The following is a 26,732-nucleotide window of genomic DNA, read 5'->3' on the forward strand; positions in this document are numbered from 1 at the left end:
GAGTCAGTCGTAATAGCAGTATCCGTAGAAGGTGCTGCCGCCATCTGCCTCATAGCCATGCAGTCCTTCCTGGACCAGATATGCGGAGATGTTCTGGAACAGCGGATTCACATAGACATTCTCGTAGTACAGATAAGATTCTGCCTCATGGCAGGCATTGATGAATTCACTCGGATCTGTGATTTCCTTGGCATTCTCGACCCTCTGATCGTAAGTCGGATCATCTACAGCTGCAGTGATCTGCATCCCGCTGGTCCAGATATCAAGAAACTCGATGGAAGAATCTGAAGCGTTCAGTCCATACCGGGCAATCTCGAAGTCGCCGGCATCAAGCAGGTCATAATAGACGCCGGATTCCACTGCTTCAAAGTCTACTTCCACCCCAATTGCCGTCCACATCTGCTGCAGCACGGCTGCGACATCAGCACCGATGCCGGAATTGGAATACTTGTATGTGATATGCAGCGGATTGCTTTCATCATATCCGGCGGCTGCCAGCAGTGCCATGGCATCCTCCGGATCATACGAAATCATGTTTCCGGCATCTTCTGCTGCCTGATCGCCTTCTTCACGGTAATCACCGTGATTGCCGGCAAATCCTTTCGGAACATAGCCATACATCGGCGGATAGAAGCTCTCGCCGCCTATCACGTCAGCCAGAGAAGTCTTGTCAATCGCTTCTGCACATTTCATCAGTCTTTGCTTCTGACCATCTCTTGCAGTCAGAGAAGCTGGTCGCCAAATTCTCTATACATTATTTCTGACCAATTTGTCCCTAGGAGTGGCATCTTAAGAAAACTCTGTTTCTTGTCATCGACAGAGTCATTCAGAAAAATCATGAAACCGCAGAATCAGGACCAGTCAGGACATGAAAAAAGACAGATCTGTGTATCACAGGTCTGTCTGAGTTCTGACTACTTCTGTCTTGCCTTCATCAGGATAATTCCGCTGCAAGATCCGAGCGTGATCTCATCCTGATCTGTCTGAATGAGTTCCGGCATCGTCTCTTTCAGCTGAGCGATGTTCTCCAGCATGGAATAGCCGGAAGTATCCGTGCGGTAATGCATCAGGATCGCAAGCTTCGGTTCGACCCGCTCGATGATCGCACGGGCAATCCGGGAGTCGATGGTATAATAGCCGCCGCATGGAATCATGATCACATCCGCATGATGAAGACGGCTGATTTCCTCGATGTTCAGCATTCTGCCGAGATCTCCGAAATGCACGATCTTCTCACTGCTGTTTTCCAGGATCCGGATCTGATTCATGCCGCGCTTGGTGCCATTAGCGTCATCGTGCGGGACGATCAGCGCGCTTTCTTCATAAGGGCTGTGCAGCTTCCGCCTGTTCATCTGAATGAGATGAGCAGCGTTATGGTCTTCATGAGGATGGCTGATGAAGACTTCATCTGCGGTGATCGTGCGAGGAAGCTTCAGTCCCGGTACACTGTAGTCTTCATAGGGATCGAATACGGCACTCCAGCCGTTATCTGCTTCCAGGCGGAAGCAGGAATGTCCGTAATAAGTAATTGCTGTCATAAGAACCTCCTGAAACAGCAAAGGAAGGGTTTCCCCTTCCCTGCACTGTCTGTTTACTTGACCTGGATGATCTTCATCATGTTCGCAGAACCCTCGCCTGTCGGGTACCCGGCGGTGAGGATGATCAGCTGACCAGGCTTGATGCCGTAACCCTTTGCGAACAGGCATGCCAGGTCATCATCATTGGTCATATTATTCTGCACATCCGAGAAAATCGGAGTCACGCCCCAGTAGCTTTCCAGCTTTCTCTGGGTGCTCTTCGTAAATGTAATTGCAAGAATCGGAACACACGGACGGAATTTGGAAATTCTGCGGGCCGTCGTGCCACCCTGGGTGAAGGCAACGACTGCACCGACATTCTCGAGGGTCAGGGTTGCATCGGATACGGAAATACCGATCGCATCCTGAATCGTGCGGTTGCTGGAACGCTTGGAGATTTCCAGACGATCGCGGTAAGGGATGATGCGCTCTGCTTCTTCGCAGATCTCAGACATCATCTCGCAGGACTCTACCGGATATTCGCCGGCAGCAGATTCTGCACTCAGCATGACGCCGTCGGAACCATCGAGCACTGCGTTGCAGACATCAGAAGCTTCTGCACGCGTGCAGCGCGGATTGTGGGTCATGGAATCCAGCATATGCGTAGCAGTGATCGCCGGCTTGCCGATGATGTTTGCCTTCTTGATGATATTCTTCTGATAGACCGGAACCATCTGGGTCGGTATTTCCACGCCGAGATCGCCGCGGGCAACCATGACGCCATCAGCAGCTTCCAGAATGGAATCGATGTTGTCATAGCCTTCCTGGTTCTCGATCTTCGCGATGATCTGAATCTTCGGTTTTCCTTCTTCAATCAGAATCTTGCGGATCTGGTTGACATCGCTTGCCCGGCGGGTGAAGGAAGCGAAGATGAAATCGACATCATTCTCGCAGCCGAAGCGCAGGTCTGCTTCATCCTTTGCAGAAAGGAACGGCATCGAAAGCTTGACACCAGGCACGTTGCAGCCCTTGCGGGAGCTGATCGGCCCGTTGACTTCGACACGGCACTTGAGCTCATTGCCGTCATTCTCGAGAACGGTGAGCCTCATCTTTCCGTCATTGATCAGGATATAGTTGTTCGGCTTCAGATCATCAAAGAGCTCCGGGCAGTCGATATGGAAACGCTCATGCGTTCCTTCGATCTCGGCTTTCTCCACATAGACAATCTCGCCTTTGTGATATTCCTCGACATCATTCTTGAAGACGCCGCAGCGGATTTCAGGTCCCTTGGTATCCAGCGCAACGGCCAGATTGATTCCGCTCGTATCGCTGACTTCACGGACTCTCTTGATTCTCTCGAGGTGCTCTTCATGCGTACCATGAGAGAAATTCATGCGGGCAATATTCATGCCGGCATTAGCGAGCTTGAGGAGCGTATCCTTGTCTTCGCTTGCCGGGCCGATGGTGCAGATTACTTTCGTTTTCTTGAATAAGTGATTCTTCTGATCTTCCATTTTGAGATCCCCTTTCAGCTGATTCTATACCAGACGATCAAACAGTCTGTAGAGACGCTTGCGGCTCTGCCGCGGGCGCTCCAGCGCTTCATTGATCGGCATGGAGGTAATGCAGTTATCGATGATTCCGACACACTGACCGCCGATCCCCTCCATCAGGAGATCCACAGCCTTCTCACCCATCATGCTGGCAAGCATGCGGTCCTTCGGAGTCGGGCTGCCGCCGCGCTGAATATGACCAAGCACGGTTGCTCTGCCGCTGAACCCTGTATTCTGCGAAATCTTCTTGGCCAGCGCATCCACATCCGTGATCTTCTCGGAGATGATGATGATCGCATGGTTCTTATGCACCGCTTCGCCAAGATATCTCAGTTTCTCCAGCACTTCGAGCTCATCATAGCCGGTCTCCGGCGTGATGACCATCTCCGCACCGCAGCTGATTGCCGTATATAATGCGAGATCGCCGCAATGATTGCCCATGACCTCGACCACACTTGCCCGATGATGTGAGCTGCTCGTATCTCTGAGCTTATCGACACACTCGACGCACGTATGCAGAGCTGTATCAAAGCCGATCGTGAAATCCGTTCCCGGAATATCATTGTCAATCGTTCCCGGCAGACCGATGCAGTTGATTCCTCTCTGCGTCAGCGCCAGCGCTCCGCGGTAGGAACCATCGCCGCCGATGACGACCAGGGCATCAATACCGCTCTTCTTCATCGTCGCAACGCACCTCTCCTGCACTTCATCTTCCTTGAACTCCGGAAGCCGCGCCGAACCAAGCTTCGTTCCGCCGCGATCCAGAATGTCCGAAACGGAAGAACGGGTCATTGTCTCAAAATTCTCATCCAGAAGTCCCCGGTATCCGTCCCGTACACCTACCACCTCAATACCGTTGCTGAGTGCAACGCGGGTGACCGCACGGATCGCTGCATTCATTCCAGGGGCATCGCCGCCGGATGTCAGAATCCCAATCTTACGGACCATTCCGCTATCCTCCAAATCGCCCTTATTCTACCATTATTCTGTGGATTGATAAAGATGACGACGATCGCTCCCAGCAAGGAAAACCGGTTCTGCAAGTACCCGGATCCGCTCCATGATCCGTTCTGATTCCATCACATCCTCATTTCCCTTTGAGCTGACGGTGAAATGATCCTTCAGAGACGTGAAGTCCTCGTTGGACGTGAACCACGTCATGCGGTGATTCTGCATGCGTGCATCCAGTACCGACAGCAGCAGAGACCTTAACCGATCCGTCACTTCTTCCGAACCGATATCATCCAGAACCAATAGGTCTGCAAACTTCATCCTGGACACTTCCGTGCGGAACTCGCCGGAATAGTACGTCGCATTGACCCGGTCTGCCCAGGACGGAACATGCACGAATGCAGGCCGTCCATCAAAGCCAGCAACATAGTTCGCCGCACACGCCGCCAGATACGTCTTGCCGGTACCCATCGGCCCGTAGAGATAGATTCCCTGATGATTCTCGCAGGCAGTGCTGACCTTCAGAACTGCATCTGTGTACTCCTTTGATTCTCCAGACATCCGGATCTCCCGGAACCGGACGCAGGAAAGCTCCTCGCCGAGATCCGAGATCAGGTAATTGGAAAGATGCGCAGTCTTCTGCTCCGCTTCCCGTTCATACGGGCACGCCTGCATCGTCTCCTGCAAAAGACCGTCATAGGACAATCCCATGCGGTATCCTTTCCGCTTCTGCCGGCACTCGGAAAGAGCCTTGCAGCCAAGACACGGCGCTACTTCTTTCCGCCACCGCTTGAACGTATAGGCCCTATCTTCCAGAACGCTTTCCGGAATCTCTTCCTTCTCCAGCAGTTTCTTCACTGCCGGATCTTTCTTCAGCGAGGCAATCAGTTCCTGATCTTCCCGCAGTTCTTTTTCCGTCTTTTCCGGCATCCGGAACTCTGCTTTCTGCATAACTTATTTCCCCATTCTCTGAAGCTGCGCTTCCACAGACCGTGCTTCTTCTTCGCTGATCTTCTGTTCCGAAGCTGAATCCGGTTTCTGATAATATGCCGGCAGCACATTGCGATGCGGAGTTCTGCCGCTCTTATAGCCATTCATCTTCTTCGTTTCCGCAAGTGCCGTCTTCCGGTCATTCACGCCATCTCTTGCCCATTGCGAAGCAACGCTGTCGACAAACGACGGAACCAGCCGGTTTCCGCTCGTATTCAGCACATATTCCACGAGAATATTGATGACTTCTGAGCTGAAATGCATATCAAGCGACAGATGCTCGAGAATCTTCTTGTCGCCAAGCGTGACCTGGGCTCCGTTCTGCTTCGATTGCAGAAACGAAACCGGCGGAAGCTCATACGGATCCTTGACTTTCCTGACTTCTGTCTTCGCCCTTGCGCAGTACAGCTTCAGCTTCTCTTCATCAAACGTCATCGTGCTCAGATTGCATGCTCTGCTCACGCAGATCAGCATCTGATCCGGAGATATTCCGTAGATGCTGGCCAGCTGTCCGATCAGCTTCATGTTCTCCTGCGTTCTCAGTTCCACCGGGAAGATCAGATTCGTCGCCTTCTCGAGGAAGGACTGATAATCAAACGAGATCGAGACATCTTCCCCGCTGAACCGGTAGCGCGGCTTCACCTGCTGGAATGTCACCTCATTGTCATAATCCCTCAGCACGGAATGCGAGATCTTTCTGGTGATGTCTTCATATCCCTTCAGGTTCGTTCCAGTCATGAACTTTCCTGCACTCAGTTCCGCATTCTTTCTTCCCAGTGCCTGAACAAGTCTTGCATAGAACTCCCGGTTCTCCAGAAACAGAGAAGGAGACAGCGGCGCATTGAGATGATACAGATAGCTGTTCTTCGAATCGCCTTTCAGCACATAGCTTCTCACCAGCATCATCTCTTCCAGATGGATTCTGGCCCGTTCAATCTCATCTATCGAACGATTCAGAATCGCGGTCAGCCGGCTGTGCGGCTCCAGCGTCTTCTGCCTTCTGCCCTCGCTGTGCAGGGTCAGATACAGCATCACCGCATCCATGCCCACAATCGGCTGATACAGCGAAACAAGCGAAGAAATCCCATCCTCGCTCAGAAATTCCGTTCCTTCTGTCCGATACGTATCTTTCGGATCAAGCTCCATGCCGTTTCACCCCGCGAAGTTCTTTCAGAACTGCTCCGACTGTCTGATTCAGTTCTTTCAGGCTGCCATCATTGTGAATGATGTAATCCGCTTCTGCAAGCTGCTGCTCCTTCGAAATCTGAGAACGCAATCTTGCCTTGGCATCTTCTTCCGTGAAATTCCGGTATTCCACAAGCCTCTTCACCGCTGTTTCATCGCTGCATGTCACAACGAGGACCTCATCAAAATACTTCTCCCAGCCTGCTTCATACAGCAGAGGAATCTCAGCAAAGACGAGCGGATCTTTCTCATGACTGTCAAAGAATTTCTGCAGACCTTCCAGCACAAACGGATGCACGAGTCCATTCAGGGCATGCCGCTTCTCTTCAGAAGAGAACACGGTCGAGGCAAGCATCTTCCGGTCGATCTCCTCATGATCATCCAGGATCTCCGTTCCGAACGTCTTCACGATCTCTGCATAGACCGGCTGATCCCGGTGCATGCAGATGCGGCTGTAATGATCCGCATCAAATACCGGCAGATGCCTTCTCCTTAACAGAATGGATACCGTCGATTTGCCGGAACCGATCGTTCCGGTCACTGCAACTTTCTTCATGAATTCCTCCTAGTGCTGACAATGCGGGCAGTAGTAGCTGCTTCTGCCGCCGATCCATTTCATGCGGATCTCATTTCCGCACACCTTGCATACTTTCTGTTCATGGACCATGCACTCCAGCTGAAACCTTCCGGTAACCCCGAGACTCGATGTATAGGAACGGATCGTCGTTCCGCCCGCCGCGATCGCTCTCGTCAGGATTCTTCTCGTTTCCGTGACCAGATTTTCCCGGTCTTTCTTTGTCATCCTTGCACAGCTTCTGCCCGGGCGGATGCCGCAGGCAAAGCAGATCTCATCAGCATAGATATTGCCGATGCCTGCCACGAAGTGCTGATCGAGCAATAATGACTTGACCGGCTCTTTTCTGCCCTTGCAGTACTCCCTGATATAGTCCGCATTGAACGAATCCCAGAACGGTTCCGGACCAAGTCCATGAAACGTCAGGAGATCCGTATCCATCGGCAGTAAATTCATCCTCCCGAATTTTCTCGTATCCCGATAGCGCAGCTGTCTTCCGTCATCCAGCTGGAAGATCACATGCATGTGCCGGTCCAGCGGTTCTTCCGGGGCCTGCAGATAATACTTGCCTTCCATGCGCAGATGCGACAGGAACAGCACGGAATCCATATAGAGCAGCAGATACTTGCCACGTCTTTCAAACGTGCGGAAATGCTGTCCGATCAGCGTTTTCCGAAACTGGTCCGGATCGCATTCGAGAATCATCGGGGTCCGCACCGCAACATCCTCGATCTCTCTGCCCTGGATCTGATGTTCCAGCGTGCGGACGACGGTTTCTACTTCAGGCAGCTCCGGCATCACTTCGCCTCATACCAGTCAGAACCGGCCGCACACTCCACGGTCAGAGGAACATCCAGCTTCATCGCATTGCACATGCCGTCAGTCACGAGCTTCGTCATCAGCTCCAGTTCTTCCTTCGGCACATCGAAAATCAGTTCATCATGAACCTGGAGAATCATCTTCGATTTCACATTCTGCTTCTTCATCTCGGCATCGATCTTCAGCATCGCGATCTTGATCAGATCTGCCGCACTGCCCTGGATCGGCGCATTCATCGCGGCCCGCTTGCCGAACTCCCTCACCATCCGGTTCTTGTCATGAATCTCCGGAATCTCACGGCGTCTGCCGCAGAGCGTCGTCACATAGCCATGTTCCTCGCAGAACTCGACAATCGAATTCATATAGGTGCGGATCTTCGGGAATTTCTGATAATACGTCTCAATAAAGTCGGCTGCTTCCTTGCGGGAAATGCCGAGCTGTTCGGCCAGGCCGAAGTCGCTGATGCCGTAGACGATGCCGAAGTTGACGGTCTTGGCACGGCGGCGCTGTTCCGGGGTCACGTCTTCCGGACGATCGATTCCGAACACATCCATGGCAGTCTTCGTATGAATGTCGACGCCATTGCGGAATGCTTCGATCATCGAAGTCTCCCCAGCCATGCTTGCAAGCATGCGCAGCTCGATCTGATGGTAGTCGGATGAAAGCAGCACGCAGCCTTCCGAAGGCAGGAATGCCTTGCGGATCACTTTGCCCTGTTCATCGCGGACGCTGATATTCTGCAGATTCGGATCGCTGCTGCTGAGTCTTCCGGTCTGGGTTGCACACTGGTTGTAAAGCGTATGGATCTTTCCATCACTGCAGATGAAGCGCTGCAGTCCTTCTGCATACGTTCCGTAGATCTTCGAAAGCTTGCGGTATTCCAGCAGCTCGCCGATGATCGGATGGAACCCGTTGAGCTTCTCGAGAACATCTGCACTCGTGCTGCGCTTCTTCCCGCCCGGAAGACCGAGCTTGTCAAATAACACTTCCGCAAGCTGCTTCGGGCTGTTGATATTGAATGGTCCGCCTGCCTCTGCATAGATCGAATCCTGCAGGCGGTCCATCTTCTCTTTCATCTCTGCAGAAAGCTGACCGAGCGTCTCCTTCGAGCATGTGATGCCGGTCTCTTCCATCTCATAAAGGACTTCTGTCAGCGGCATCTCCATATCCCGGTACAGCGAATCCATCAATGACTCATGAATCTTCGGCATCATCTGTTCAAAGATCGCGTAGATGCCTGCCGCATTCTCGCACGCAAACTGCACGGCATCAGAGAGATCCGCAAGCTTCGGTCTAGCCTTTGTGCCGTAGATATCTTCCCGCTTCTTCGTCGTCTCAATGCCGCAGGCTTCATAGATCTTCTCCGGAGAAGTCAGGGAACTGTCGGCCAGGGAAGCAGCGATCATCGCATCTTCTGAAAAAGCAATCTTCAGCTTGGTGCGCTTGAGCTGGTGCATGGCCCGCTTGACATCAAAGCCGATCTTGGATGGCTGATTTCCGGCAAGATAGGCAAGAAGCTTCTGATCCTGCTCTGCATCTTCCAGTGAAATATAATAGGACATCTTCCCATCCGAGAGAGCCAGGCCGCTGATGGCTGAAGCATAGAACGGTTCCTGATCGCCATCGAGGTACACCGCCAGCTGCCGTTTCAGGAAGGATTCCGGAATCTCTTTCACTGCTTCATAAGTCTTTTTCGGAGCTGCAGATGGATCGGAAGACTTCTGTTCTTCCAGAATTGCCTGATACTTTCTCACCAGGCTGTTCATATCGACGCTCTCGAAAAAGCGGATCAGCGAAGCATAGTCCGGTTCGAACCTGCAGTCATCGGCCGTGAAGTCCAGCGGAACATCGCGCCGGATCGTCGCCAGGGTCTTTGAGAGCTGTGCAGAGGCGTGATTGTTCTGCACCTTCTCGCCGAGCTTGCCCTTGATCTCATGATCATGGGCAAGGACTTCTTCCACCGTTCCGTACTGCTGCAGCAGCTTGACTGCCGTCTTCTCGCCGATGCCCGGAATGCCCGGAATATTATCGGAATGATCGCCCATCAGGCCTTTGAGATCAATGATCTGCGCAGGCGTGATACCCATCTCTTCCTTCATGGCTGCAGGCGTCATCGGCGCCATATCGGTCAGCCCCTTCTTCATCAGCATGACCGTGGTCGTATCATCGACAAGCTGCAGAAGATCATGATCCGAGGTCAGAATCACCGTCTCATAATCCGGAGAAAGCCTGCTCATGGTGCCGATCAGATCATCTGCCTCGATATCCGGCATTTCCACCCAGCGAATATGAAAGCCGTCCAGATAGTCTCTGGTCATCTGAAACTGCGGCACGAGATCATCCGGGGCAGGTTTTCTGCCGCCCTTGTAGTCCGGATACAGATCATGGCGGAAAGTATGCTTGCCCGCATCAAATGCCACCAGCATCGAATCCGGCTGAACCAGATCGATTGCCTTCTGCAGCATGCTGGCAAAACCGAAGACCGCATTGGTCGGAATTCCTTTGGAGCTTGTCATCTTCTGTCCATAGGCTGTCGCATAATATGCCCTGAACAGCATCGAGTTTCCATCTACCAGCAGTAATTTCTTCATAAAATGCCTCCGTCCTTCATTCTACCATAGCCAAAGAACAGCCGCCCGCAGGCAGCTGTCCTGATGTTTCTTCAGTTTGCAGGATCGGCAGTCACCGTTCCTTCATTCTCGACTCTCGTGATCCAGTCGGTATTGCTCGAAGAAGTCACTGCCCCCGCATCTGGCGTGAAGGTCGGAGACGGCGTATCGAGCGGATCCGTCAGTTCCGCAGAAGAAGTATCGGTTTCCTGCTGCGTGTCATTGGTGTCGGCTGTCTGGCTGTCAGAAGCAGCTTCCGTAACCGGCCGGTCTTCCACCATCGTCTGCAGTGTGCTCAGATTCTCATACATGATCGAGAGATAGTCCTTGCCTGCTCCTTCATCATCCGCGGGCAGGCTCGACAGATTGCTAAGCTCGACTCTGGTGAGTCCGAGATCGTCTTCGATCCGGTTGAAGAGCTCGATCATATCATCCGTCATATTCGGTTCGTACACGATATAGCGCACGCCGTCATCCTGGATCCGCTGCTCGATCACAGCCAGCTGTTCTTCATTCGGCAGAACGCCGTACTTGGATAAGATGACCGGATAGACTTCAAAGCCATACGTTTTCTGCCAGTTGCCGAAGCTTGCGGTCATCGACACGAAGCGGATGACCTTGTTATTCTGCTGATTGCTGGTGGAAAGCGCCTGATATTGCGCATCAAGATTGATCAGATCATTCTCGAGACTTTCATAGTTTGTTTCGAACAGGGAAGTATCATCAGGATACGTCTCTTCAAGAAAGTCCCGGATATCCTTTGCCATCGACAGCATCGCAATGGGGTCGGTCCAGAGATACAGATCCTTCGTATCCGTGTCGACGAGATTGAATGCATCGCTCTTGTAGTAAGGACCCTCGACATAGGCTGTGCCCTCATCGGTGACGACAGCCGTATAGCGGGCAAAGTCATAGACGGCATTCATCGCCGACAGGTCGATCTGCGACGGCTGAGCCGCGGAGATCTCCGTGTTATACAGGGACAGATATGGTTCGAGTCTTCCGATATGCAGGAAGACGGAACTGTTTTCCAGAATGGACTGATAGTCGGCTTTCAGCGTGGAACGCTGCACGATCGTCTGTTCCTGGACGCTTTCTGCCGAAATACCGCTGACATCGCTGATCAGCCGGCTGACCAGGTAGCCGACCGGATAGACGGTATATGCAATGACCGTCTTCTGCACCGCGCAGCCTGCCGTCTGGACCAGAAGCAGAAAGGAGGCAAGCATCATGGTCAGAATTTTCTTCATGCAGTTTCCTCCTTCTTCTTTGCAGAACTGTTGGTTTCGATGGCTGCCCGGATGGCCAGATAAATCGGAATGCCGAAGACTACGCCCTCTGGCCCGAGCAGAACGCCCCCGGCAAAGATGCTGAACAATGCCCAGAGCGGAGAAATGTGCACATTGTGCGAATGCACCATCGGTTCAATCAGATATGCATCAACCTGAGACAGAATCAGAATCAGCGCTACCAGCAGGATCACCTGGTGCGAAGGCAGCTCGAGTGCTGTCACGATGCCGATCACATTCACGATCGTAGGTCCGATATACGGGATAATCAGGCTGATTGCCGTCAGCAGGCCCATCAGCAGCCAGTCCGGATGTCGGACAATCGAATAGACGAGACAGTATTCCGCAAACCGCACGAACATCAGCACGATCAGCGAGCGGATATAAGAGCCTAATTCCAGATCGATCGCATGGCAGGTCCGGACCGCCGGATCTCCGAAACGGGACATCAGATTCCGGATCGAGACCTTTGTCTTATCATAGCCCAGACACATATAGATCGAGATGATGAACGTCAGAATGAAGTTCGTGACTTCCGCAAACGCACTGTTCAGAAGATCCGGCAGCTGGCTGGTCAGATTCGGCAGCAGATTCAGGGCGTTATTGAGCGAAGCGATGATCTGCCGCACGGCTTCCTGAAGCCAGTTCGGCACATCGTCCGCAATCCCGGCATAGGCATCATAAAGCGAATTGACCCCGGTGATCATCGAAGTGATGAACGAGCTAAGCCGCGAGATCACCATCGGAATGATCGTGAACGTCAGCCAGAGCAGCAGCACGAGAATCAGAATATAGACTACGGGAATGCTGACACGGCGGGAGATCTTCTTTTTTTCCAGCCACAGGATCAGCGGGTGGATCACATAAGCACCAGCAAAGCCGAGAAAGAACGGCCGGATGATCACACGGAATTTCACCCAGATGCCCTTCCACACGACATCCGTCGAACGGATCAGAAGAACCACCAGCAGGATCATGATGATCTTGATCAGTGTGCGGAACGAGACGTCCTTATCCAGTTTTTCAGCAATCCGGTTCCAGAAGTTCATATGCGCTCTTTCAGACAGTTATTTTAACATCCGCCACTGCTTTCTTCCACCGCAGAATGGAAACGGCTCCCTCTTGCTCAGAAGGAGCCTCCTGTTAATCCGTCAGCAATCCTTCCCTGCGGAAGCTGTAGACACCCTTGCTGGAAACGATCAGATGATCGAGCACCGGGATGCCCATCATCCTGCCTGCTTCGATGATTCTGGCAGTCGCATCCAGGTCTGCCTGGCTCGGGGCAAGTGTCCCGCCAGGATGATTATGCACGACGATCACATTCACGGCCCCATGAAGCAGGGCTTCCCGGAATACTTCTCGCGGACTGACCATGCTGGAATTCACGGTGCCGATGAACAGCGTCCTTGCTGAAAGAATATGATTCGCCTGATCCAGAAAGATGGCCATGAACTGTTCCTGATCGCCGCTGCCGATCTCCTTCTTCAGCCAGTCATAGAGTCCTTCCGGACTTCTCACGACATCTGCTTCCGCGGCCCGCTCATACGAGATCCTCCTGGAAAGCTCCATGCAGGCTTCCAGTTCCAGCGCTTTGACTTCTGAGATTCCAGGGACCTGCTTCATGTCGTACCGGCTAAGCTTCAACAGCCCGTTCACCCCGCCGCTTTTCATCAGCAGATGATCAGCCGCATCAAGGGCAGACGTGCCCCGGATGCCGCTGCGGATCAGAATCGCCAGCAGCTCGCGGCTGGAAAGACTGCGGATGCCATGCATGATCGCTTTCTCCCTGGGCCGTTCGCTTTCCGGCAGATTCTTCAGACGCTCTGCCATGTCTGCACCTGGTTCTTTGCCTGCAGCACACTCTTCCAGTGCACGGCATAGATCTCCGGATTCTCCGGATCCACCATCACTTCTACTGGCGTTCCCGGCTGCACGAAGGAGAGATTCCGGTAGATCGGATCCGAGCAGAAATGGCATACTTCTCCAGTTGCCGGATTCTGCCATGCACATTCCAGAAGATACGGAGAGATGCCATTCACGGAAACCGAGAAGTCGATATAGCACGTGACTACTTCGGCAATAACTTTCGTTCCATGCTTCTCGGCAGCAGAAATCCTGCGGATCCTTGCAATCGCCCGGATGAGAATCAGCACTCCGGCTGCACTGAACAGGATACCGGTGAGGATGATTCCCGGTCCCGCAGAGTGAAACAGGATCAGTCCGGCAAGGCCGATGCCCGCAAACAGAATGCCGGGAATGAGTTCAGTGATGAAATTGAGTCTGCCCATAAAGAATACCTTCCTTCTTCTCTATCCTTAGCAGAAGGACGGAAGGATCCCCTGTCATTTCTTCCTCGTCCGAAGATACGCAGTTCCTGCAAAGACCATTGCCGCAAGTGCTCCGAGGAGGAGAATCCTCTGCGGGTTCTTCGAAGCTGGCATGACGCCGCTGAAGAAGAAGTCCGCAAACCCTCCGGACAAGGCCAGCCCGGCCCGGAAGGAAAGAAGATCTGCCAGCACTGCGGAAATGCCATAGGAAAGGCAATAGCCTAGATACAGAAGCGGATGCACCAGCAGCAGATATTCATAGGGAAGCACCGTTCCCCCGAGAAACGAAACCAGACCGATCATTCCCCAGCGCCGGTTTCCATCGTGATTCTGATGCACCGCGCAGGCCGCCGGAATGCCGCCCATCATGATCGGAAAGAAGCCTGACATATAGAGCCCTGATGGCCAGGAGACATCTTCGGAAGTCTTCCTTGCCCAGAAGTACGAAAGATCTCCTAAACCGGTTCCTGCATTCCATACCATCCGGTTCAGGCCGCGCTCCATGCCGAATGGAGCCAGAAGCCGTTCGAAGACATGGAACCAGAATGCACCTCTCACGCTGCCATCGGCACACCATCTGCCAAGCGCTGTGATGCCATCATAGAAAGGCGGCCAGAGAAGTGAGAACAGAACTGCAGAGAACAGAGAACCGGCAATGAGGAGCAGTGCTGCTTCCAGCAGCTTCTTCCAGAAGTCGCAGGACTTCTTCAGAACCCGCTGAAAGAGAGTGCAGGCAAGGATTGCCGCAATCATTCCGAGCAGTGCATACGGGATATCATTCCGGGCAGTGCTGAATGACATGAAGCGGGAGATGCCATGAGCAAGCACCTCATAAGACAGAAATGAGAGCAGAGAAGCACTGACATGGAATTCGTCCGTAAGGCCAAGGCCAAGACAGATGGAAAGCACGATGCCAGGATGATCCCAGCCGAGACTTCCGATCCATACGAATATTCTTCCAGGTTCTGCAGTCGGGGCATAGGCATTTCCGCCCAGCATCGTCTCGGGACAGAGGGCATATCCGAGCGACAGAAAAGCCGCAAAGAACAGCATCCCTCCTGCCGCAATGGAATACGCTTCTGCAATTTTCTTCATAAAGTCCTCAATCGTTCTTCAGAAATTCCCGGATCGCTAGAGAGGTCTGTTTCTGCTGTTCTTGGCGGGAGATGGATGCGACGCCATCTCCGCTCTGAATGCCGTAGTTTCCGAACTGGGCATGGTTTCCGCCCTCCAGAACAACGATCGTCGTATCATCCGGATCATACTGCGGATTCTTCTGCAGCATTTTCTGATGGCCGTCTTCTGATCCATAGATGCTTAAGAGACGGAAGTTCTCTGCATGCAGGTCCGCTGTCGGATACCCTGCGAGAAGAATCAGACCGTCATACTCTTCAAGATGCGAAGCAGAATACTGTGCAGCCATCGCTGCCCCGAGCGAATGCCCGGCCATATACCAGCTTGTCTCTTCATAGTCCTGACGGATCTGATCTGCCTTATTTACTGCGAAGAAAGCCATATGGAATGGCATCTCAAGCAGAAACACATCGCAGCCCTCAGCCGCAATCTGATGCAGCAATGGCGCATAGGCGATCGTCTCCACCTTCGCACCAGGATAGAAGATCATCGCGGTCCCTTCGCCCGGTCCGTCAAAGAGATATCCTCCTTGCGGAATTTCAGCGATCGTCACGGCATCATCGCTCTGCATCGCGGCATGTGCGGTTTCATCGGCGTGATAGTATGTTCCGAAATAGATTCCTGAGGCAAGAAACAAGGCTGCGATCACCGCGAGGATCACCCATGTTTTCTGCTGACGTCTGTGCTTTCTCTGAACCATGTCTTTTTCCCTCCTCCCTTAGGAAGAAAAGCCCATCCGGGACGGATGAGCTTCGAGGATCAGTGAATGCCGTCCGGATTCTTCAGCGTGAAGTTCCAGGAATCGCGGCACATATCATCGATATCATACTTGGCTTCCCAGCCGAACAGGCGCTTTGCCTTGGAAGGATCGGCATAGCATTCTGCGATGTCGCCAGGTCTTCTCGGCATGATCTTGTACGGAAGCTTCTTCCCGCATGCCTTCTCATATGCATGCAGGACATCCAGGACGGAATATCCCTTGCCAGTGCCGAGATTGACATGCTCAACACCTTTGTGTTCCAGCGCATACTTCACCGCTCCGATATGTCCATCTGCCAGATCCACGACATGGATGTAGTCACGGACACCGGTTCCATCCGGAGTCGGATAGTCATTGCCCCAGACTCTCAGATATTCCAGCTGGCCGTTGGCAACTCTTGCAATATACGGAACGAGGTTGTTCGGGATTCCGTTCGGAACTTCTCCGAGCAGTCCGGACGGATGCGCTCCGATCGGATTGAAATATCTTAATAACATGACTGACCATTCCGGATCCGATTTCGAGACATCCTCGAGGATGCGCTCATTCATGAGCTTGCTGGTGCCATATGGGTTCGTGGTTCCGCCGACTTTGGAATCCTCGGTGATCGGGCACTTCTCCGGTGCTCCGTAGACGGTAGCGCTGGAGCTGAAGACGATGGTCTTGCAGCCGGCATTGCGCATTGCCCAGTACAGATTGATCGAACCGGAGATATTGTTTTCATAATACGTCAGCGGCTTCTGAACGGATTCTCCGACTGCCTTGTAGCCGGCAAAGTGGATGACGGCGTCGATATGATTCTCATCGAATACTTTCTTCAGTCCATCCTTGTCAAGCACATCAGTCCGGTAGAACTTCGGCTTCACACCGGTGATCGTCTGAATGCGGTCCAGAACGGCTTCATTGGAGTTATAGAGATTATCGAGCGCGATGACCTCATATCCAGCCTGAATCAGGGAAACGCATGTGTGGGAACCGATATATCCGGTTCCTCCGGTTACGAGAATAGTTGCCATGTGTGAATACCTTCTTTCTATCCGATCATTCTGGAAACATCATTCCAGGTAACAAACAGCATCAATGCGATCAGCAGCACCCAGCAGGCTCCCATGAGCCCGATCTTGACCTTCTCATTCAGCTTGCGATGAGCAATGGCTTCGGCGATCGTGATCACGACCTGGCCGCCATCCAGCACCGGTAACGGAATCAGATTGAAGATGCCGACATTCAGCGAAAGCTCTGCCATCAGGAACAGGAAGCTCGAGAAACCATACGAAACAGTCTGTTCCGTCGCCTGATAGATGCCGACCGGTCCGCTGAGCTGATTCAGATTTCTTCCAGCAAAGAGATTGCGGATCGCGCTCATCATGAGCTTCGTCACCGTCCACATCTCCTGCGCTCCGAAGCCCCAGCAGTTCAGAAGATTCACATCTTTCATTTCTGCCGAAGGACCGCGGATGCCGATCATGTAGTACTGGTATTCTTCGTTATATTCCGGAGTCACGGAGACGGTGAGTTCTTTGCCATCTCTCAGCACCGTCAGCTGGATCGGCTGATCCGACATCGAAGACAGTTCAAGCTGCAGGTCTTGATAGGTTGATGGATGATACTCGGTTCCATCAGAAAGCACGATTGCTTCAATCTCATCCCCTGCTTCAAGTCCTGCTGCTTCCGCAGGACCCCCGAAAATGACTTCTTCAATCACCGCTTTCGGAGATACCGCAAACGATCCTGCATGCAGGATGATCAGCGAGAAGATCACCCAGCAGAGCACGAAGTTCATGAATACTCCCGCCAGCATGATGATGACTTTCTGCCACCATGGCTTATCGGTCAGACGCCTGCCGTCGGGAACTGTGACATCCGGATAAGCCGCATCGCCATCCTGCTCTCCCGCCATTGCGACAAAGCCGCCGATCGGAATCGCCCGGATGCTGTACTGCGTCTCGCCTTTCTTCCGCTTCCAGATGACCGGTCCCATGCCGAACGAATATTCGTAGCAGTATACGCCGAATTTCTTTGCCGCAAAGAGATGACCTGCCTCATGGATGCAGATAATCACCGTAAGAAGAAGGATAAAATAGATAATCGTCATTCGTTAATGAGTACTCCTCTGATCTGTTCTTCCGCATAAGCTCTGCCCCAGGCATCTGCCTGAATCAGGTCGTCCACGCTGGAAAGCTCTGCAAACGGCGCATGATGCACCGTATCAATCACAATCTGCTCAATCGAGAGAAACGGAATCTCATGTCTGCGGAAAGCCGCATTGGCAGCCTCATTTGCCGCATTCATGATCGCTCCGAGATTGCCGCCCTTCTTTCCTGCTTCATAGGCTAAGGCAAGCAGCGGATACCGCTCCGTATCCGGTTTCTCAAAATGAAGCGTTCCGATCTCTGAAAGATCCAGAGGGTGATCCTGATGCAGCGGCAGACGGTCCGGCCAGCTCATCGCATACTGAATCGGCAGCCGCATATCCGGTGCTCCGAGCTGAGCCATCACGCTGTGATCGCAGTACTCGACCATCGAATGAATCACGGACTCCCGATGCATCAGCACGTCGATCTGCTCATACGGAAGATCAAACAGCCAGTGCGCTTCCGTCACTTCAAATCCCTTATTCATGAGATTTGCGCAGTCCACCGTGATCTTCGGTCCCATCGACCAGTTCGGATGGGCCAGAGCATCTTCCAGCGTCACATGCGCAAGTTCTTCTCTCTTCTTATCCCGGAAGGCGCCGCCGCTGCACGTGATGATCAGCCGCTTCACCTGCTTCATCTGATTGCCCTGCAGGCATTGCCAGATGGCCGAATGCTCGCTGTCGATCGGATACAGCCGCACGCCGTATTCCTGCATTGCCTTCTTAATGAGCGCTCCGCCGCAGACCAGCGTCTCCTTGTTGGCAAGGGCCACATCATGATGCGCCTTCATCGCGGCCAGGGTCGGTGCAAAGCCCGCAAACCCGACCAGCGCATTGATCAGCACATCATAATCCGATCCCGATGCCAGCTCTTCCATGCCTGCTTCTCCCCATAAAAACTTCGTATGAGGAAATTCTGCAGCTAAGGTTTCAGCATCTTCTTTCCGCATTACGGAAACCTTGGTCACCGGAAAGATGCCAAGCAGCTTTCTGGCCGTCTCAATCCTTCTGCCTACTCCGAATGCCGTCAGAGAAAAGCGATCCGGATGCTGAAGAATCACATCGATCGTCTGCGTGCCGATCGAACCGCTCGCTCCGAGCAGTACAAATCTCTTCGTCATATTCAGATCCCCCATGCCAGCATCAGTGCATTGAATGCCATGAAGCAGAACACCAGGCTGTCAATCCGGTCCAGGATGCCGCCATGACCAGGCAGCAGCTTGCCGAAATCCTTGATGCCGAAATGCCGCTTCGTGCTCGAGAACGAAAGATCCCCGATCTGAGCTGCCGCAGGCAGTACCAGAGATCCGCTTACTAACAATCCGATGGGCATCTCCGGCACGAAGAACAACCCATAGACAAGAGAAATCACAAGTCCGGTCAGATAGCCGCCGATACTGCCCTCCCAGGTCTTCTTCGGAGAGATGCGCGGAATCATCTTATGCTTTCCGAACTTTCTGCCGAAAAACCAGGCTCCCGTATCGCACAGAAAGCAGGCCAGCGCGACATAGATCATCGTATCAGGCCCGAGTATGGTTCCGTAGATTCTGCATACGCCATTCCATGCCATCGCCAGGATGCACGAAATCGCATAGATATAGACGACCTCATCAGTCGAGAATGGTTCATAGAAGATATGGATGGCAAACAGCACGATGATCCATAATGCAAACCCGGCAATGATCAGCTCGCCTTCCAGATGGTACAGCAGGATGATCGCCGCCGCCGTCAGGATCGTCATGCCCATGTGCGGCTTCTGATCGCTCATGCTGGCAAGCTCATACGCACCGAAAAACGAGATCACCGCCATCAGGAGATCAATCCAGATTCCGCCTGCCAGAAACGGCGGAATGATAATCGCAATCAGCACTGCCGCGGTGATGACCCGCTTCTTCGTATCACTCATGCCTTCACGCCTCCGAATCTGCGATCACGGGCCTGGTATTCCTCCATGCAGCGCCGGAATACCTCCGGTGTAAACTCCGGCCAGCTCTCCGGCACGAATTCCAGTTCCGCATAGGCAATCTGCCAGAGCAGATAATTCGAGATCCGCTCTTCCCCGCTCGTGCGGATCAGAAGATCCACCGGCGGGAAATCCTTCGTCATCAGATACTTCTCAAAGCCCTTCTCATCGATGCCGAGCTCTGCTTTTCCTTCTTTGACATCTCTCGCATACTGATTCGCAGCCAGCACGATCTCCCGATGCGAGCCATAGTTGATCGCAATATTCAGATTCAGACCGGTATTATCCTTCGACTCTTCCACCGCATCCAGAAGCACCTTTCTTGTGCTCTCCGGCAAGGCATCCAGCTCGCCGATCATATGCATCTGATAGCCCCGGTCCAGAAACTCCTGCATATACTTCCGGAAGAAATAAGCAGGCAGCTTCATGATATAGCCCACTTCCTCCTGCGACCGCTTCCAGTTCTCCGTGGAAAACGCATAGAGCGTCAGATACTTCACCCCGAGCTCATCCGCAGCAATCGCAATGGTACGGACATTATCCGAACCGACCAGGTGACCGTACGTCCGCGGCTTTCCCTGGGCCTTCGCCCATCTGCCGTTTCCGTCCATGATAATCGCAACGTGTCTGCATTCTTTCATAGCCATGTTCTCTTTTCAGCCAGAAGAATTATAGCATAATCACCAGGGCCTCCGCTGTATGCATGGAACCAGCGAGTCCCTGGTGATCTGTTTCTTCTTTTCAGTCTGCGGAATAATACTCGATCGTGATCTGGTCCTTCACATTGATCGTGGAACCAGGTGCTGGTGAAACCGACTTCAGCGCATTGATGCTCGTCGTGCTTCCCGTCGAAATCTTCACGAAGTTCAGGTTGTAGAATCCTGCCGCATTCAGCGTCTGCGTCAGGCTCGAGACAATCTCCGAACCTTTCATGCCATCATACAGGGCCGTATAGATCGTCGGAATCGTCGCCGTCACAACCGGTTCCGGTCCCTTCGAATACGTGATCGTGACCGCTGTTCCTGCTCGGACTTTCGTTCCGGCAGAAAGCGACTGACCGACCACCTGACCCGCGGTGACATCGCTGTAATAGCTCTGCTCCAGTTCCGTGACCGAAAGACCGAGACTGCTCAGCGTCGAAGAAGCATCCGAATGGTCCTTTCCGGTCACATCCGGAATCGTCACATAGGAGCCGATCGATACCTGGCAGGAAATGCTCTTTCCGCTCACGGTGCAGCCGACGATCTGTCCTTCCGAATACTGACTGCTTTCCACATCCGACTTCGTTACGGTGTAGCCGTTCTTTCTCGCATCTGCAGAAGCACTGTACAGAGAGCTCCAGCTGGAACCAGCATTCACGAGGCTGCCCGGATCCCAGGAATAGGAACCCTTTGAAACCACACAGTTAATCGAGGCTCCGGATTCATAGCTGCCCGTATCATTGGACACCAGGACGTCTGAACGGTAGCTGTCGCTGTAAACATAGGAAACATTGCCGAGATTCAGACCCATCGAGCTCAGATAGCTCTTGAAGCTGTCCAGAGACTTGCCAGCCTGACTGGTTACGCTGTATTTCTTTCCGATGGCAACCTGAACCGTCACGCTGGTACCCGGAGCCACCAGCCCGCTCACGCTCTGGGACAGAATGGTACCCGCTGCCGAAGTGCTTTCCGTTTCCTGATAGGAAACCGTGATCTTTGCGCTGCTGCTGTTCTCTGCATTCAGGGAAGAAAGATACGCTTCAAATGCGGATTTTGTCTTGCCCGTATAATCCTGCAGATTCACTTTTCCTGCAGAAACAGTGAATTTCACCGTTGTCCCTTCTGCAGCCGTACCGGAATCCGGAGACTGCGACAGGACGATGCCGGCATCGCTGCTGCTGTAGAGAAGCGTGACACTGCTCTTGAGCTTCTGTGAACTTGTCCAGGTCTCTGCTTCGCTTCTCGTCTTGCCGACATAGCTCACGATTTTGATGGCCTTGCCCGAAGATAAGGTCACGGTGATCGAAGAACCGGGCTTCACCTTCGTTCCGGCCTTCACGCTCTGCGAGAGGAAGCCGCCGCTGGCTACCGTATCAGAAGCCTGGGCCGCAATCGTCAGCGTGATGCCATTCTGCGATGCCCATGCCTGCATATTCTTCCGCGAATACGAAGAGAAATCCGGAACGGTCACTTCAGTCTTTTCGTCGGAATCGCTGCCGCTTGAGAATGTGATCGTCAGCTCATCAGAACGTTTCATGGTCGTGCCTGCATCTGCAGAAGCCTTCAGGAACACACCCTTTTCTACCTTGTCATCGCTCTCAAAGGCATAGCTCACTGCCGTGAACTTATGGTCTTCAAACCACTGCTCGACCGCTGCCTGCTTCTTGCCGGTAAAATCAGGCATCTTGAATTCCTTGTCCGGATCCGGTCCATTCGACAGCGTGATCTCCAGAACCTCTTCAGACCCTAAGACCGAATCTGCTTCAATGCTCTGAGACAGGACGACATCCTGATCCTTTTCTTCATCATACGTATAGTCGAAGGTGCACTGATCAGAAGAAACCGAATTCTCTGTCATCCAGCTTTCGACATCGCTCTTCGTCTTTCCGACGAAGGCCGGAACCGTGATCTTCGCCGTTTCAGGGGCCGAGGAAAAATAGTACGCTGCCGTTCCGACCGTCGCCGTTCCCAGACCGATTGCAACCCCGAGCAGGATCTTTGTTGTCTTTGCAAGTCTAATCATTCGCATTCCCCTCATCTGCCGCAATCGTCAGCTCAAAGCGATCATGAATCTTTCCCTTGGCGATCGTATAGGTTCTTCCTTGATACGTATCCGTGACCGGATCCATGTCTCTGAGACTGTAAAGCTCATAGATATCTCTTGCCGAATCCGTCTTCAGATCCAGATACAGCGTATAGGTTCCTTCTGAAAGAGAAGCAAGATCAATCGATCCGTCAAAGCATGCTTCATCTGCCGTGTAATCCGACTGCAGCATCTTTCCGAGATCTACCGGACATGCCTTCGTATTCATGGAATACGAGGTTACAGTTCCATTCTCATCCTCGATCAGAATCGTATAGGACGGATGATCGTCTGCCGTGATGGAAGTCCCTCTTAGCAGACCATATGCATCGATACTGAACTTGCCATCTTCAATCGTGAGTGAATTCGTTCCGAAGACAGAAGCACTGCGGATCGGCTTGCTGATGACAGACTTATCAATGCCGGACGTACCGATCGAAACCTCGAGACGATAGTTGTACATCGGTTCTGCATAGAAGCTCACGATGGATCCGTCGGTTCGATTCTCACTCTGATCGATATCATCCTTCGTGCAGTACAGAGGCACTGTCCCGGATTCCTCCCCATTGGTGACTTTCACCTGGATCTCATACGTTCCTGCCGCAAGCCCTGAGAGATCTGCAGAGACTTCATAGAGTACATGCGAATACGTATACGAATCGCCGAGGCTGACCGGAGACGGCAGATCGCTCATCTTTGCATCAAAGACCTTCTCTTCGTCCGTTTCCATATTCCGGAAGATCAGAGAAACCTGATTGCTGTCGCTGGCATCCATGCCCTTCAGGAAGGCCATACCGCTGATCGTCAGCACCTGATCCTTCAGAGAAGCACTTTCGACGCCTCTCATCACATTCTCGCTAACATCTTCCGTCGGCTTGATGGTGCATCCGGTTCCTTCGGTGTAGTTCTCATATCCATCTGCACAGACACAGGAACCAGCTGCTTCATCATACGACGCATTCACGCCGCAGCTCACTTTCTGCACCGTCAGTGCCAGTCCATCTGTTCCGGACAAGGATGCCGACGAGAAGGCATACGAATTGCCATTGGCAGTATGCGGATCCGGAAGGCTCTGGATCAATGGCAGCCAATACGTGCTGCTGTATTCCGATACTGCCGAATAAGACCTTGCAAAACTGAAGAAATATGTTCCTTCCCCAAGAGAGGAAACATCAAGATCAGTGCTCCACTTCACGACATCGCTGTCGGCAGAAACCGTAAGCGGAATCTCTGAAACAGAAGCGAAGGCATCGCTCTGAATCGTCAGAGTTTCCGTGACCGTATTCTCGCTGTCGGTCAGAATGCCAGGCACATAGCTTCTTCCTTCCAGATGCAGCGTGCCATTCTCATTCCAGCTGAGCGCATCCAGCGTCTGCACCGCGTCACCAGTCGCCGTTCTTCCGGTGATCTGGATCGGCGTCGTATTGATCAGCGTCACCTGATCCTTGCGGATCCAGCCGACCATCGTATCGAAGTTATAATCAAGCCCTCCCATACTGCTGAGGTGGGTGACGACATTGCCGGAAGTATCCAGCACATTCGTGGACTGCACTTCATACCATCCATCCCGTTCTGCCAGAATCGCAAGCGTATGGTTCTTCTGATAGCGGGAACCGTATTCCGTATTGTAGAGCACGGATCCGTTGACTGACTTCAGGATATCCACATGGGCATCATTCTTTACAATGCCAAGACTCACCGAATTGAAATCAGTCAGCTTTCCGTTCCAGTCGTTGTCGCACTTGTCAATCGCATAGGCAATCGAAGCGATCTTGACGCCCCAGTAGTTGTCCGTAGCATATTTCACATTGAAGCCGGAACCCTTATTGCCAAGATGCGACCCGAAGTATCTTGCATCATTGATGTCCAGATATCCTCTCAGATTGATGCTCATATGTTCATTGATCGCCTGCTCGACACTGCTGAAATACGAAGCCTGATCCGGGTCGGAATCCACCGCATTCCAGCCGAAGAGATTGTTTCTTTCCTGAGCATAGGCGCTCATGCCATAGCCTGACTCCAGGCATGCCATCGCAAAGATCTCCAGGGCATTGACCCCATACTTGTCCTGGGCAGAAAGCCAGATCGAACCCGTATTCCAGAGCTTGCTCGAGGAATCCTTCCCGACTGAGCTCAGAAACTGATTGAACGTGCTCTCAGAGATTCCGGTCTTCGAGCGCAGGAACACGAATTCATAATACGGATAATACACTCCCGCCTGGTTCTGGCAGGTACGGTCGGTATAGAACGTCGTGTTGTCATAGCTGTAATAGACATCACCGACTTTCATCCAGTCAGCTGCCGGTCCGACCGCACTGGTCCATTCCTGAACCTTGCCGCCATTGGACGGATTGCCCCAGCCGCTGAAATAATGCAGCACGAGATCGGCATAATTCCCGTTCTGCTCCACCTTGTAATACTGCTGATGCGCATAGGTCAGAAACGGCTGTTCGCCGTCATACGTCGAATTGCCGCCAAGGTACATGCCCCAGCCGTTTTCAATGACTGCCATCGGAATGAGATCGACATTCTTCAGGTTCACATAGCCTTCAAAGCCCGCCGCATCTACGAGTACCTGCGCATTGCCGTCGCTGTCCGGAACGGAATACAGGCCGAGATACTGCAGCTCCCGGTGCCAGGTGACTGCGGTCGTCTTATTGTAAGCAGGCATGGAGCCGGAAAGATCATAATACTGGTAGATCGTGACGGTATTGGCACCGGAACGCTGCGGATACGTATAGACGACGCCGGCACTCATATCGATGATTCTGCTTGGCGAATACGAAGCACTGCTGCGGATGACGCCGGCATCGCCGAGCGCATACATCTGCCGCTTCGCTTCGGAATAGTCGCCAATGCAGGCAGTCATCTCAAAGCCTGCATTGCCGCCAGACGAAACGACCTTGTCTACTTCATAGAGACTGCAGGCCATCGGGTAATAGTCATATTCTTCCTTTGCCGAGACTTCCACGGTCATTGCGGGCAATGCAGTGACCAGAGAAACCGCGAGACTCAGCACTGCTGTCAGAATCGGAAACGTTCTCATTCTGTCACTCCTTTACTCATTCAGGTTCACATTGACCGTGATCCACGTATCCTGGCCGCTGACTTTCAGCTTCAGCACGCCGGTATACGTGATCGGATGATCTTCCGGATCATATGCATAGAAGAACAGATATCCCGAAGACGTATCCGAAATCGTCTTTCCGAGGATATTCTGGAATTTCAGTGTATGGACCTCTAGCGGCAGCGCATCAAATACTTCCGAGGAATTCGCCGGCACATACTGTGCACTTTCCAGCGAAATCGTATCGCCATACAGCGACACGGCATCGACCTCAAACGCATAGACCCGGGTCGTCGAAGGAAGCAGGTATTCCTGGTCCTGGCCATTCACGGTCTGATACAGCGGTTCGCCGGTGATCTCTCTTGCCTTCGAGACCGTCATCTGATACGTCTTGCCATCCGTGATGACATCGCCATCCGTGTAAGCAAGCATTTCTGAAGTCCCCTTCGGGTCAGAGAGCAGGAAAGAAAGTGCCTTGGTCTGGAAATCCATGGATACCGTAAGGCTGCTCAATGAAGAATCCTTCACGGGAATGAAGATATTCGCATCAAACGGAGAGGTCTCCGAGATCAGCGAGAACAGCACATTCTGCCTGCCGAGAAACAGGTTATTCTCTTCCAGCGTATTCACGTAATCAGAAACCTGATCCAGACGGATGCCTTCACTAGTCGTGAAATGAGACAGCGAAACATTAAGCGGACTCTCTCCCTCAATATGCACATTGGCAATCACGAACCGGAAATCAAGACCATCCAGCGCAAACACCTTGTAATCATTCACAGAAATACTCAGCGAAGACATCTCGGTCGTCTGGGAAGGAACGCTCATCGCCCCGGCGGTCGCAAGCGAAGCTTTCTCGCCGATCGTATCAGGATCCGAAGAAGCAGCACTGCTGTTCTTCGGATCGTGCAGCAGAAACAGAAATGCTGCAATCACAGCAGCGAGAATAACCACGATTACGATCAGAAGCCGGGAAGTTTTCTGTTCATCTTTTCCTGTCATGTTCCTTATTATAAACGATCTGCACGCATTCTGCTGATTCTCCTGGGATGGAAACCATGAAAAAGATCTGC

At 52.6% G+C, this 26,732-nt stretch carries 23 protein-coding genes; all 23 read right to left on the reverse strand.

Going from position 1 to position 26,732, the window contains the following annotated elements; genetic code table 11:
• Nucleotides 1–3: 3 nt before the first annotated feature.
• Entirely contained in the window at nucleotides 4–693 is a 690-nt protein-coding gene (locus C7E00_RS09115) for an ABC transporter substrate-binding protein (RefSeq protein WP_105303994.1), read from the reverse strand.
• A gap of 221 nt (nucleotides 694–914) precedes the next feature.
• Entirely contained in the window at nucleotides 915–1,538 is a 624-nt protein-coding gene (locus tag C7E00_RS09120) for an MBL fold metallo-hydrolase (RefSeq protein ID WP_167836541.1), read from the reverse strand.
• Between the two features lie 53 nt (nucleotides 1,539–1,591).
• Nucleotides 1,592–3,031, reverse strand: coding sequence for a pyruvate kinase (pyk, locus tag C7E00_RS09125; protein WP_105303996.1), 1,440 nt, complete (start codon nucleotides 3,029–3,031; stop codon nucleotides 1,592–1,594).
• 24 nt (nucleotides 3,032–3,055) lie between these two features.
• Nucleotides 3,056–4,018: a 6-phosphofructokinase gene (gene pfkA, locus C7E00_RS09130; RefSeq protein WP_105303997.1), complete on the reverse strand. Its 963-nt coding sequence runs from the start codon at nucleotides 4,016–4,018 to the stop codon at nucleotides 3,056–3,058.
• 33 nt (nucleotides 4,019–4,051) lie between these two features.
• Nucleotides 4,052–4,972 carry an ATP-binding protein gene (locus C7E00_RS09135; RefSeq protein WP_105303998.1) on the reverse strand — a complete coding sequence of 307 codons (921 nt, stop codon included), beginning with the start codon at nucleotides 4,970–4,972 and terminating at the stop codon, nucleotides 4,052–4,054.
• A 3-nt stretch (nucleotides 4,973–4,975) separates the two neighbouring features.
• Nucleotides 4,976–6,157 carry a DnaD domain protein gene (locus C7E00_RS09140; RefSeq protein ID WP_105303999.1) on the reverse strand — a complete coding sequence of 394 codons (1,182 nt, stop codon included), beginning with the start codon at nucleotides 6,155–6,157 and terminating at the stop codon, nucleotides 4,976–4,978.
• Complete coding sequence (coaE, locus tag C7E00_RS09145) at nucleotides 6,147–6,752, reverse strand: dephospho-CoA kinase (RefSeq protein ID WP_105304000.1); 606 nt, start codon at nucleotides 6,750–6,752, stop codon at nucleotides 6,147–6,149. The genes C7E00_RS09140 and coaE overlap by 11 nt, the downstream gene beginning before the upstream one ends.
• A 9-nt stretch (nucleotides 6,753–6,761) precedes the next feature.
• Nucleotides 6,762–7,568: a bifunctional DNA-formamidopyrimidine glycosylase/DNA-(apurinic or apyrimidinic site) lyase gene (gene mutM, locus C7E00_RS09150; RefSeq protein ID WP_105304001.1), complete on the reverse strand. Its 807-nt coding sequence runs from the start codon at nucleotides 7,566–7,568 to the stop codon at nucleotides 6,762–6,764.
• The gene (gene polA, locus C7E00_RS09155; protein ID WP_105304002.1) at nucleotides 7,568–10,180 is read right to left on the reverse strand and encodes a DNA polymerase I; all 2,613 of its coding nucleotides are present in this window, start codon (nucleotides 10,178–10,180) and stop codon (nucleotides 7,568–7,570) included. The genes mutM and polA overlap by 1 nt, the downstream gene beginning before the upstream one ends.
• Nucleotides 10,181–10,251: 71 nt before the next feature.
• Nucleotides 10,252–11,448, reverse strand: coding sequence for a metal ABC transporter solute-binding protein, Zn/Mn family (locus C7E00_RS09160; RefSeq protein WP_105304003.1), 1,197 nt, complete (start codon nucleotides 11,446–11,448; stop codon nucleotides 10,252–10,254).
• Nucleotides 11,445–12,536, reverse strand: coding sequence for an AI-2E family transporter (locus C7E00_RS09165; RefSeq protein WP_105304004.1), 1,092 nt, complete (start codon nucleotides 12,534–12,536; stop codon nucleotides 11,445–11,447). The genes C7E00_RS09160 and C7E00_RS09165 overlap by 4 nt, the downstream gene beginning before the upstream one ends.
• Before the next feature lie 94 nt (nucleotides 12,537–12,630).
• A complete protein-coding gene (radC, locus tag C7E00_RS09170; RefSeq protein WP_105304005.1) occupies nucleotides 12,631–13,317 on the reverse strand; it encodes a RadC family protein in 687 nt (228 codons plus the stop codon).
• The gene (locus tag C7E00_RS09175) at nucleotides 13,302–13,775 is read right to left on the reverse strand and encodes a DUF3592 domain-containing protein (protein WP_105304006.1); all 474 of its coding nucleotides are present in this window, start codon (nucleotides 13,773–13,775) and stop codon (nucleotides 13,302–13,304) included. Before C7E00_RS09175 ends, radC begins: the two co-directional genes overlap by 16 nt.
• A 54-nt stretch (nucleotides 13,776–13,829) precedes the next feature.
• Nucleotides 13,830–14,909 carry a PTS transporter subunit EIIC gene (locus C7E00_RS09180; RefSeq protein WP_105304007.1) on the reverse strand — a complete coding sequence of 360 codons (1,080 nt, stop codon included), beginning with the start codon at nucleotides 14,907–14,909 and terminating at the stop codon, nucleotides 13,830–13,832.
• 7 nt (nucleotides 14,910–14,916) lie between these two features.
• Nucleotides 14,917–15,648: an alpha/beta hydrolase gene (locus C7E00_RS09185; RefSeq protein WP_105304008.1), complete on the reverse strand. Its 732-nt coding sequence runs from the start codon at nucleotides 15,646–15,648 to the stop codon at nucleotides 14,917–14,919.
• Between the two features lie 59 nt (nucleotides 15,649–15,707).
• Nucleotides 15,708–16,724 carry a UDP-glucose 4-epimerase GalE gene (gene galE / locus C7E00_RS09190; protein WP_105304009.1) on the reverse strand — a complete coding sequence of 339 codons (1,017 nt, stop codon included), beginning with the start codon at nucleotides 16,722–16,724 and terminating at the stop codon, nucleotides 15,708–15,710.
• 17 nt (nucleotides 16,725–16,741) lie between these two features.
• Nucleotides 16,742–17,803: an RIP metalloprotease RseP gene (gene rseP / locus C7E00_RS09195; protein WP_105304010.1), complete on the reverse strand. Its 1,062-nt coding sequence runs from the start codon at nucleotides 17,801–17,803 to the stop codon at nucleotides 16,742–16,744.
• Complete coding sequence (locus C7E00_RS09200) at nucleotides 17,800–18,966, reverse strand: 1-deoxy-D-xylulose-5-phosphate reductoisomerase (protein ID WP_105304011.1); 1,167 nt, start codon at nucleotides 18,964–18,966, stop codon at nucleotides 17,800–17,802. Before C7E00_RS09200 ends, rseP begins: the two co-directional genes overlap by 4 nt.
• Nucleotides 18,967–18,968: 2 nt before the next feature.
• A complete protein-coding gene (locus C7E00_RS09205; RefSeq protein ID WP_105304012.1) occupies nucleotides 18,969–19,751 on the reverse strand; it encodes a phosphatidate cytidylyltransferase in 783 nt (260 codons plus the stop codon).
• Nucleotides 19,748–20,449 (reverse strand): polyprenyl diphosphate synthase, encoded by a 702-nt coding sequence (uppS, locus tag C7E00_RS09210; RefSeq protein WP_105304013.1) that lies wholly within the window; start codon nucleotides 20,447–20,449, stop codon nucleotides 19,748–19,750. Before uppS ends, C7E00_RS09205 begins: the two co-directional genes overlap by 4 nt.
• Nucleotides 20,450–20,549: 100 nt before the next feature.
• Entirely contained in the window at nucleotides 20,550–22,532 is a 1,983-nt protein-coding gene (locus C7E00_RS09215) for a PASTA domain-containing protein (protein WP_167836542.1), read from the reverse strand.
• Nucleotides 22,525–25,638, reverse strand: coding sequence for an N-acetylglucosaminidase (locus C7E00_RS09220; RefSeq protein WP_105304015.1), 3,114 nt, complete (start codon nucleotides 25,636–25,638; stop codon nucleotides 22,525–22,527). The genes C7E00_RS09215 and C7E00_RS09220 overlap by 8 nt, the downstream gene beginning before the upstream one ends.
• A gap of 12 nt (nucleotides 25,639–25,650) precedes the next feature.
• The gene (locus C7E00_RS09225; RefSeq protein ID WP_105304016.1) at nucleotides 25,651–26,661 is read right to left on the reverse strand and encodes a hypothetical protein; all 1,011 of its coding nucleotides are present in this window, start codon (nucleotides 26,659–26,661) and stop codon (nucleotides 25,651–25,653) included.
• Between the last annotated feature and the right edge of the window lie 71 nt (nucleotides 26,662–26,732).

The sequence above is a fragment of the Anaerolactibacter massiliensis genome (assembly GCF_900290205.1).
Lineage (GTDB): Bacteria > Bacillota_I > Bacilli_A > Erysipelotrichales > Erysipelotrichaceae > Bulleidia > Bulleidia intestinalis.

What these genes read in the sequence shown, in the direction of transcription:
- C7E00_RS09205 (WP_105304012.1), bottom strand. Translation starts at nt 19,751, where the DNA reads ATGAGTGATACGAAGAAGCGGGTCATCACCGCGGCAGTGCTGATTGCG.
- pfkA (WP_105303997.1), bottom strand. Translation starts at nt 4,018, where the DNA reads ATGGTCCGTAAGATTGGGATTCTGACATCCGGCGGCGATGCCCCTGGA.
- C7E00_RS09140 (WP_105303999.1), bottom strand. Translation starts at nt 6,157, where the DNA reads ATGGAGCTTGATCCGAAAGATACGTATCGGACAGAAGGAACGGAATTT.
- C7E00_RS09225 (WP_105304016.1), bottom strand. Translation starts at nt 26,661, where the DNA reads ATGACAGGAAAAGATGAACAGAAAACTTCCCGGCTTCTGATCGTAATC.
- C7E00_RS09120 (WP_167836541.1), bottom strand. Translation starts at nt 1,538, where the DNA reads ATGACAGCAATTACTTATTACGGACATTCCTGCTTCCGCCTGGAAGCA.
- C7E00_RS09200 (WP_105304011.1), bottom strand. Translation starts at nt 18,966, where the DNA reads ATGACGAAGAGATTTGTACTGCTCGGAGCGAGCGGTTCGATCGGCACG.
- C7E00_RS09185 (WP_105304008.1), bottom strand. Translation starts at nt 15,648, where the DNA reads ATGGTTCAGAGAAAGCACAGACGTCAGCAGAAAACATGGGTGATCCTC.
- C7E00_RS09215 (WP_167836542.1), bottom strand. Translation starts at nt 22,532, where the DNA reads ATGATTAGACTTGCAAAGACAACAAAGATCCTGCTCGGGGTTGCAATC.
- uppS (WP_105304013.1), bottom strand. Translation starts at nt 20,449, where the DNA reads ATGAAAGAATGCAGACACGTTGCGATTATCATGGACGGAAACGGCAGA.
- C7E00_RS09220 (WP_105304015.1), bottom strand. Translation starts at nt 25,638, where the DNA reads ATGAGAACGTTTCCGATTCTGACAGCAGTGCTGAGTCTCGCGGTTTCT.
- C7E00_RS09180 (WP_105304007.1), bottom strand. Translation starts at nt 14,909, where the DNA reads ATGAAGAAAATTGCAGAAGCGTATTCCATTGCGGCAGGAGGGATGCTG.
- coaE (WP_105304000.1), bottom strand. Translation starts at nt 6,752, where the DNA reads ATGAAGAAAGTTGCAGTGACCGGAACGATCGGTTCCGGCAAATCGACG.
- C7E00_RS09165 (WP_105304004.1), bottom strand. Translation starts at nt 12,536, where the DNA reads ATGAACTTCTGGAACCGGATTGCTGAAAAACTGGATAAGGACGTCTCG.
- radC (WP_105304005.1), bottom strand. Translation starts at nt 13,317, where the DNA reads ATGGCAGAGCGTCTGAAGAATCTGCCGGAAAGCGAACGGCCCAGGGAG.
- rseP (WP_105304010.1), bottom strand. Translation starts at nt 17,803, where the DNA reads ATGACGATTATCTATTTTATCCTTCTTCTTACGGTGATTATCTGCATC.
- mutM (WP_105304001.1), bottom strand. Translation starts at nt 7,568, where the DNA reads ATGCCGGAGCTGCCTGAAGTAGAAACCGTCGTCCGCACGCTGGAACAT.
- C7E00_RS09115 (WP_105303994.1), bottom strand. Translation starts at nt 693, where the DNA reads ATGAAATGTGCAGAAGCGATTGACAAGACTTCTCTGGCTGACGTGATA.
- C7E00_RS09160 (WP_105304003.1), bottom strand. Translation starts at nt 11,448, where the DNA reads ATGAAGAAAATTCTGACCATGATGCTTGCCTCCTTTCTGCTTCTGGTC.
- pyk (WP_105303996.1), bottom strand. Translation starts at nt 3,031, where the DNA reads ATGGAAGATCAGAAGAATCACTTATTCAAGAAAACGAAAGTAATCTGC.
- galE (WP_105304009.1), bottom strand. Translation starts at nt 16,724, where the DNA reads ATGGCAACTATTCTCGTAACCGGAGGAACCGGATATATCGGTTCCCAC.
- C7E00_RS09135 (WP_105303998.1), bottom strand. Translation starts at nt 4,972, where the DNA reads ATGCAGAAAGCAGAGTTCCGGATGCCGGAAAAGACGGAAAAAGAACTG.
- C7E00_RS09175 (WP_105304006.1), bottom strand. Translation starts at nt 13,775, where the DNA reads ATGGGCAGACTCAATTTCATCACTGAACTCATTCCCGGCATTCTGTTT.
- polA (WP_105304002.1), bottom strand. Translation starts at nt 10,180, where the DNA reads ATGAAGAAATTACTGCTGGTAGATGGAAACTCGATGCTGTTCAGGGCA.